Consider the following 7991-nt stretch of genomic DNA (forward strand, 5'->3'; position numbering starts at 1 on the left):
CGTTCGTCCGGTGGTGTGGGAGGGGGAGGCCGCGAGGCTTTCTCCTATCCCGATTGAACTAAAGCGCTGCGCACTGGTGTAGTCACCCCGGCGCCGTCTTTTCTTGGGTCGGCACTGCGCGAGTTCGCCCACGCTCTCGCGCCAGCCGCCTGACCGCTCGGCGGCCAGCTTCCCACATCGCTGACGAATCCTTGATCCTTCCCGCTACGGGGGACGTCAAGGGGTGCTGCGCTCAGTCGACCCGGAAACGGCGGACTTCGCTCTCCAGTCCCTGGGCCAGATTTTCAAGCTGGACTGCCGTGCTTGCGTTGTCGGCAACCGTCGTGCAGTTCTCTTCGGCCATGCGCGCGACACGCTCGACGTTGCGCGCGATTTCGTTGCTGGCGGCGCTTTGCTCGCGTAAGGAATGCGAGATTTCGCCGACCTTGAGCACGACCTCGCTCGCCTTCTCGCCGATTTGCCGGATCGATTCACCGGCCTGGGTCGCCAGCGCAACGCCGTCGGTGACGCGCGCGACGCCGAGTTTCATGCTGTCTACGGCGCTGCGCGTGCCGTTTTGAATCGCCGCGATCATGTTCGAGATTTCCTGCGTCGAGCGCGCAGTACGTTCGGCGAGTTTGCGTACTTCGTCGGCGACGACGGCGAAACCCCGCCCCGACTCGCCGGCGCGCGCGGCCTCGATCGCTGCGTTGAGCGCCAGCAGGTTGGTCTGGTCGGCGATTTCGCGAATCACGTTGACGATCGCGGTGATCTGTTCGGAATGCGTGCCGAGCTGGCCGATGATCGTCGACGATTGAGTGACGATCTGGGCGATCTGCTCGATCTCGTGCACGACGCTGCCGACGACATGGCAGCCATTGGCCGACAAGTCGCCGGCGTGCGTCGAAATGCGGTTCGTCGCCTCGGCGTTGGCCGACAATTCGGCGATGCCGGCCGTCATTTCTTCGACGGCTGCGGCCATCGTCGAGGCCGCACCGCTTTGCGCAGTGCTGCTCTGGGTAACGCGCGCGGCCGATGCGGCGAGCTGCCGGGTGGCTTCGAGAACTTGCCCGGCGCTCGTGTGCACGCTGCCGATCAGGCCGCGGAAGGCGGCGATCATCGCGTTCAGGCCTTCACCGACAATGCTCAGTTCGTCGCGTGTCGTCAGGCTGACGCGCACGCTCAGGTCGCCGGTGGCGATGGCGCGCGTTTTCTCGGCCAGATGTTCGATGCTGCCGATCGTTGCATAGTAGAGCGCTATCGACACATAGGCGTAGAGCAGCAGGATGGCAACCGACAAGGCGATGTCGAGGTACAGGTCGCGTTGGGCCTGTTGCACGCGCTCCTGAAGGAGCCGCTCGAGCAGGGGGTACAGCCGGTCGTACATCTCGCCGTAGCCCTTTTCCAGCGCCGCGGTGGTCAGCGCGAAGTAGTCGCCGGGTGGCGTTGCATAGTTGCCGGGAAGGACGTCCTGGTTGACCAGGACGCTGATCTTCTCGGCAGCTTCCTTCATCCCCTTTGCCGCCGTTTCAAGCTGGCCGCGCAGCGCCGGATTGCGCTCGGCGGTGTATTCCAGATTGCGCCCCAGCGCATCGACGGTGGCGTTCAGACCGGCGAGGACGGTCGATATTTCAACCTGCTGAACGATCTGCAGCGGCTGCTTGCTGGCTAGCGCGCCGGTACCGAGCGCGCGCAGTTGGCCCATGCGTTCGAGAGCCCAGGGCAGCGAGCGGACGATCGTATCGATCAGGCGCGTCGAATCGATTTCCGGGTCGTTCGTCAGTCCGTAGTGATCGGCGATGCTGCTCTGGAAATGCAGCAGGTCCTCGATCAGGCGCGTGTGCTGGACGAAGTTCTCGCGCCGGACCAGTTCGAGTCCATCCTGCCGGATGGCCTCCCATGTTTCGCCGATCCTGACCCATTCCTTGCCGGTCGCCAGTTCCTGCGGCAGGCTGGCGCGGCCGGCGGAGAAGGCGTCGATGACGTCCTTCTCCTTGGCAGCGCGCTTCTCCTTCATCGCCTCGTTGCCGCCGAGCACACCCGACGATAGACCACGATGCATCTGCAGGTGCTGGACGACGCGCGCCATCGGCTGGAGGACGCGCAAGGCATCGATTTCCAACTGGGCGCTGTCGGCCACCCGGCGCAGGTTGAGGTACAGGCTGCCGAGCAGGAAGGCTACTGCGATCAGCGCGAGGACACCCATGATGGCGAACTTGCGTGTATAGCCCACGCGGTTGAGAAGCGCTATCGCCGGCGCGAAAAGGCTCTGCATCTCGATGTTCCTCGCAGTCATCAGGAGCTTTACCCGTTAACGGCAATGGCCGGCAAATCTTTAGCCGAATTAGCCGAAGTCGCGCCGGCTGACCCACCATTCGGTGCGCCGCTCGGGCTGCTCAGGCGGCGTCGCTCAGGCAGCCATCGCGCAGCGTCAGGATGCGCCCGGCGCGCGCCGCCAGGGCGGGATCGTGCGTGACGACGATGAAACTCGTGCGGCGCGAGCGGTTGAGTTCGAGCATCAAGGCGAAAACGCTTTCCGCCGTCTGCCGGTCGAGGTTGCCCGTCGGTTCGTCGGCGAGCACGCAGGCGGGTTCGCTGACCAGCGCGCGGGCGATCGCCGCGCGCTGGCGCTCGCCGCCCGAGAGTTCGCCCGGCGTGTGGCGCAGGCGGTGCGCCAGCCCGACTTCGTCGAGCACTTGCGCCGCGCGCGCTTCGGCTTCCTTCCTCGCCAGGCGGCGGATGAGCAACGGCATGGCGACGTTTTCGAGCGCGGTGAACTCGCCGAGCAGGTGGTGAAACTGGTAGACGAAGCCCAGGTGGCGGTTGCGCAGCGCGCCGCGCTGCGCGTCGTCGATCGTCGCCAGGTCGTGCCCCATCAGGTGCACGCTGCCGGCGCTTGGCGAGTCGAGTCCGCCGAGCAGGTGGAGCAGGGTGCTCTTGCCCGAACCCGAAGCGCCAACGACGGCGATGCGCTCGCCGGCGTGTACGGCGAGGTCGACACCGAGCAGGACCGGCACCTCGTCGCCGCCCTGGCGGAAGATCTTGCGCAGCCCCTGGCAGGCGAGGACGATTTCACTCATAGCGCAGCGCCGCTGCCGGATTGACCCGTGCCGCGCGCCAGCTCGGGTAGAGCGTAGCGAACAGGGCGAGCACGAAAGCGACGCCGGTGATCGTCGTCACGTCGCGCCACTGCAGCTCGGACGGCAGGTTGGAGATGTAGTAGACCTCCTTGGCCAGGAACTGCGTGCCGAGCAGGCGCTCGATGAAGGGCACGACGACATCGACGTTGAGCGCCAGAGCGACGCCGCCGGCAATGCCCAGACCCAGGCCGATGAAGCCGATCAGTGCGCCCTGCACGATGAAGACGAGCATGATGCTGCTCGGCCGGGCGCCCAGTGTGCGCAGGATGGCGATGTCGGCCTGCTTGTCGGTGACCGCCATGACCAGGGTCGACACGATGTTGAACGCGGCGACGGCGACGATCAGCGAGAGGATGATGAACATCATGTTTTTCTCGATCTGCACGGCGCGGAAGAAGTTCGCGTGGCTGCGCGTCCAGTCGCTGATGAAGGCTTCGGTGTCCAGGCTGGCGGCGAGCGAACGGGCGACGCGCGGTGCCAGAAACAGGTCGTCCAGTTTCAGGCGTACGCCCGAAACCCGGTCGTCAAGGCGGTAGAGGCGTTGCGCGTCGGCCAGGTGGATCAGCGCCAGCCCGCTGTCGTACTCGTACATGCCGACTTCGAACAATGCGCTTACCGTGAACGTCTTCAGCCGCGGGACGACGCCGGCCGGTGTGACGACGCCTTGCGGCGCGATCAGCGTCACGCGGTCGCCGACCATGACGCCGAGCGCCCGCGCCAGTTCGCTGCCGAGGACGATGTTGAAACTGTCCGCGGTCAAGGTTTCCAGCCGGCCGTCCTTCATGTGCGGACGAAAGTCGGCGACGCGATCCTCCTGCTCGGGCAGCACGCCGCGCACCAGCGCGCCGCGCACCGCCTGGCTGAATGCCAGCATCCCCTGCGCCTGGACGTAGGGTGCGGCGGCGAGCACGTGGGCGTGGCGGGTCGACTGCTCGGCGACGCTCTGCCAGTTGGCCATTTCGCCGCTCGCGCCGCTGATCTGTATGTGCGAGACGACGGCCAGAATGCGCGCGCGCAACTCGGTCTGGAAGCCGTTCATCACCGAGAGGACGACGATCAGCGCGGCGACGCCGAGCGCGATGCCCAGCATCGAGATCAGCGAGATGAACGAAATGAAATGGTTGTGCTTCTTCGCCCGCGTGTAGCGCAGGCCGACGAGCAGTTCGTAGGGCAGATCCATCGGGCGAGGAATCGCGCGGGCGGGGCGGCGCGCAGCGTCGTTCGGGCAAAGGCGCTATGCTACACTCTTTCAGTCGCCGGCCAGTGCGTCATCGCCAGGCTGGTCGGAGCGACCGGCCGCGCCGGCCGTCAAGGATCGTCCGAGCCGCCGAATCCGCATGCACCTCACTCTTGTCGTTCCCGAACTCATCTGGCCCGAACCCGACGAGCAAGACACCTTTGCCGACCTCGCGTGCCCTGGGCTGTGCACGCTGCTCGCGCGCAGTCGGCGGCAGCAGTTGCCGGCGCAGTCGGTCGAAGCGACGCTCGCCGAGTTCTTCGGCTTGGCCGTGCAGCCGCCCTACGCCGCCTTGCGTCTGGCCGGCGAAAACGCCGCGCCGGCGGCTGCGGCGGGCGCCTGGCTGTGCGCCGATCCGGTCCACCTGCGTCTGCACCAGGAGCGGCTATTGCTCGCCGAGGGCGACCGCCTGGAACTCGCGCTCGACGAAGCCCAGGCGCTGCTTGACGAACTCAACCGCCATTTTGCCGAAGTCGGCCGCTTTCATCCGGCCTGTGCCGAGCGCTGGTACTTGCAGCTTGCCGCCGACCATCAACCGGGCGGCGGCGATGCGCTGCCGCTGTCGGCGGTCGCCGGCCGGCGTGTTGCCCGGCAGCTTCCGGAAACCCCCGAACTGCGCTGGCTGCGCCGTCTGCTCAACGAAGCGCAGATGGTTCTGCATCGGCATCCGGTCAACGAGGCGCGCGAGGCCGCTGGCCGCCCGACGATCAACAGTCTCTGGCTGTGGGGCGCCGGTACGCTGCCGCCAAGGCTGGGCAGCGAGTTCACCGGGGTCTGGAGCGACGACGCTCTGGCGCGCGGTCTTGCCCTTTGCGCACAGGCGGCAGTGCACGCGCCACCCGTTGACGCCGCGAGCTTGCTGCGCGCGCTCGAGCAGCGCGGCCGCTACCTGCTGGTGCTCGACGCGCTGCAGCGGCCGGTGCACTATCAGGATGCGGAAGCGTATCGAAGTCGTCTGCGCGAACTCGACCGCGACTGGTTTGCCCCGTTGCAGCAGGCGCTGGCGGGCGGCCGGCTGGCGACCGTCGAGCTCTGCGCGCCGACCGCCTACGGCCTGCTCACCTGGCGCAGCGGGCGCGCCGAGCAGTGGCGCCTGTGGCGGCGGCCGTGTGCGCTGCAGGCGACGGCGCTGGCTCTGGCGAAAGGCGCAGAATGACGCATCTGGTCGGGCGAACGGTTTCGCCGCGCGTGCAATGGGCGCTCGAGCAGCAAGGCGTGCACCCGCTGCTCGCCCGCATCTACGCCGGGCGCGGAATCACGACGCGCAGCGAGCTCGACTACCAGTTCACTTCGCTGCTGCCGCCGACGCGGCTGCGCGGTGTGGGCGAAGCCGCCGTGCTGCTCGCCGAGGCGATCGAGCGGCGTGCGCGCATCCTGATCGTCGCCGATTACGATTGCGATGGCGCGACGGCTTGTGCGCTTGCCCTGCGCGCCCTGCGCGCTTTCGGTGCGCAGGTCGATTATCTGGTGCCGAATCGCTTTGCCTACGGTTACGGGCTGTCGCCCGAAGTCGTCGATCTGGCGGCGCAACGGCGGCCCGATCTGCTGCTTACCGTCGACAACGGAATTTCTGCCGTCGCCGGCGTCGAGCGCGCACGTGCGCTTGGCATCAGGACGCTGATTACCGACCATCACCTGCCGGGGGACGAACTGCCGGCGGCCGACTGCATCGTCAACCCGAATCTCGCCGACTGCGATTTTCCGAGCAAGAGCCTGGCCGGCGTCGGCGTCATCTTCTACGTGATGCTTGCCCTGCGCGCCGAACTGCGCGCGCGCGGCTGCTTTTCGCCGGCGACTGGCCGCGCCGAGCCGCGCCTGGCCGATCTGCTCGATCTCGTCGCGCTGGGCACAGTGGCCGACGTCGTCCGCCTCGATCATAACAACCGGGTGCTGGTCAGCCAGGGTCTGCAGCGTATCCGGCAGGGGCGGGCGAGCGCCGGACTGCGTGCCATTCTGCACGTCGCCGGGCGTGCGCCGGAGCAGGTGTCAAGCGTAGACCTCGGCTTTCTCGTCGGTCCACGGCTCAATGCGGCCGGGCGCCTGGCCGACATGTCGCTCGGCATCGAATGCCTGATCACCGACGACGATGCGCGCGCGCTGAACATCGCGCAGCAGCTCGACGCGTTGAATCGCGAGCGGCGGGCGATCGAAGCGGGCATGCAGGAGCAGGCTTTGTCACTGCTCGACGCGGCGGCGCTGGCGGATACCGCGGCGCCGTCGGCCGCCGGCGTCGCGCTGTTCGACGCCGACTGGCATCAGGGCGTCATCGGCATCGTCGCGGCGCGCGTCAAGGAGAGAATTCATCGTCCGGTCTTTGCCTTCGCGCGCGGCGAAAACGGCGAGATCAAGGGTTCCGGCCGCTCGATTGGCGGCGTCCACCTGCGCGATGCGCTCGACCTGCTCGGCAAGCGCGCGCCCGGTTTGTTGCTGCGTTTTGGCGGGCACGCGATGGCCGCCGGAGTGACGCTGCGTGAAGCCGACTTTGCGCGCTTTCGCGATCTTTTCGCCGAGGTCGCCGACGAACTGCTGGCGCCGGCCGACCGGACGCGCACGCTGCACACCGACGGTTGCCTGGAGCCCGCCTACTGGTCGTTGGCGACCGCCCGTCTGCTGGCAGCCGAAGTGTGGGGCCAGGGTTTCCCGCAACCGCTCTTCGCCGATGACTTCGCCGTGGACAGCCAGCGCATCCTGAAGGACAAACATCTGAAGCTGCGCCTGCGGCGCGACGGGCAGACGATCGACGCCATCCAGTTCAACTTCACGCAGGCGCCGGGAGCCACCGTGCGCGCCGCCTATCGCCTGGCGATCAACGACTTCAGCGGTGTGCAATCGACGCAGTTGATGATCGAGCATCTGGCCACCTGAGCCGCCGCGACGGGTACGCACGCGCCGACCACGACCCTGCCGATGAGCACCTTCCTGCACCACTTTTCGCTCGCCGCGCCGCTCTTCATCCTCGTTTTCGTCGGTTACACGCTGGTGCGCTGGGCGGGCTGGCCGAAGAGCGTCGCCGACGCGCTGTCGCGTTTCGTCTTTTCGATCGCGCTGCCGGCGATGCTGTTTCGCCTGATGAGCGACCTCTCGCGCCTGCCGCCGGTCGATACCCGTCTGCTGCTCGCCTTCTTTGGTGCCTGCCTGATCGTCTTCGCGCTCGGCCGCCTGATCGCCTGGCGCGTCTTCCGGCTCGACGGCGTGGGTCAATCGGTGTTTGCGCTTGGCGGCGTCTCGAACAACGTTCTGCTTGGCTTGCCGCTGGCGCGCACGGCGCTGGGCGATGCGGCAGTTCCCTCGGTCGCGCTGGTGCTCGTCTTCAACGCGCTGATTCTGTGGACGCTGGTTACCGTGTCGGTCGAGTGGTCGCGGCACGGCAGCCTCTCGCTCGAAGGCTTCGGCGCGACGACGAAGAGCGTGCTGACCAATCCGATCGTCGCCGCCATCGTCTCCGGTTCGCTCTTCGGCCTGCTCGGCTTCGAGCTTCCCTTGCTCGTCGCTGCGCCGCTCGACATGAGCGGCCAGGCGGCAGCACCGCTGGCGCTGATCGCGCTCGGCATGAGTCTGGCCGAATACGGCCTGCGCGCAGGCTGGCGGGAGAGCTGTGCGATCGTCGCGTTGAAGCTGATCGTGCAGCCGCTGGT

General features: G+C 67.3%; 6 protein-coding genes. 3 read left to right on the forward strand and 3 right to left on the reverse strand.

Going from position 1 to position 7991, the window contains the following annotated elements:
* Positions 1-232: 232 nt before the first annotated feature.
* The 3 genes from RKP46_RS04675 to RKP46_RS04685 all read right to left on the reverse strand — a co-directional run bounded on the left by RKP46_RS04675 (position 233) and on the right by RKP46_RS04685 (position 4299).
* Positions 233-2254, reverse strand: coding sequence for a methyl-accepting chemotaxis protein (locus RKP46_RS04675; protein WP_311105551.1), 2022 nt, complete (start codon positions 2252-2254; stop codon positions 233-235).
* Between the two features lie 121 nt (positions 2255-2375).
* Positions 2376-3059: a lipoprotein-releasing ABC transporter ATP-binding protein LolD gene (gene lolD, locus RKP46_RS04680; protein ID WP_300334146.1), complete on the reverse strand. Its 684-nt coding sequence runs from the start codon at positions 3057-3059 to the stop codon at positions 2376-2378.
* Entirely contained in the window at positions 3052-4299 is a 1248-nt protein-coding gene (locus tag RKP46_RS04685; RefSeq protein WP_311105552.1) for a lipoprotein-releasing ABC transporter permease subunit, read from the reverse strand. Before RKP46_RS04685 ends, lolD begins: the two co-directional genes overlap by 8 nt.
* A gap of 157 nt (positions 4300-4456) precedes the next feature.
* Here RKP46_RS04685 and RKP46_RS04690 point away from each other — a divergent pair, with 157 nt between their 5' ends.
* The 3 genes from RKP46_RS04690 to RKP46_RS04700 form a co-directional block, all read left to right on the forward strand.
* Complete coding sequence (locus RKP46_RS04690) at positions 4457-5512, forward strand: hypothetical protein (RefSeq protein WP_311105553.1); 1056 nt, start codon at positions 4457-4459, stop codon at positions 5510-5512.
* Positions 5509-7221: a single-stranded-DNA-specific exonuclease RecJ gene (gene recJ, locus RKP46_RS04695; RefSeq protein ID WP_311105554.1), complete on the forward strand. Its 1713-nt coding sequence runs from the start codon at positions 5509-5511 to the stop codon at positions 7219-7221. The genes RKP46_RS04690 and recJ overlap by 4 nt, the downstream gene beginning before the upstream one ends.
* Positions 7222-7263: 42 nt before the next feature.
* Positions 7264-7991, forward strand: a 728-nt coding sequence (locus RKP46_RS04700) for an AEC family transporter (RefSeq protein ID WP_311105555.1), incomplete at its 3' end; no start/stop codon positions are given.

Source organism: Accumulibacter sp. (assembly GCF_031732815.1).
Lineage (GTDB): Bacteria > Pseudomonadota > Gammaproteobacteria > Burkholderiales > Rhodocyclaceae > Accumulibacter.

Coding starts and splice junctions, on each gene's coding strand:
- RKP46_RS04675 (WP_311105551.1), bottom strand. CDS start 2,254: ATGCAGAGCCTTTTCGCGCCGGCGATAGCGCTTCTCAACCGCGTGGGC.
- lolD (WP_300334146.1), bottom strand. CDS start 3,059: ATGAGTGAAATCGTCCTCGCCTGCCAGGGGCTGCGCAAGATCTTCCGC.
- RKP46_RS04685 (WP_311105552.1), bottom strand. CDS start 4,299: ATGGATCTGCCCTACGAACTGCTCGTCGGCCTGCGCTACACGCGGGCG.
- RKP46_RS04690 (WP_311105553.1), top strand. CDS start 4,457: ATGCACCTCACTCTTGTCGTTCCCGAACTCATCTGGCCCGAACCCGAC.
- recJ (WP_311105554.1), top strand. CDS start 5,509: ATGACGCATCTGGTCGGGCGAACGGTTTCGCCGCGCGTGCAATGGGCG.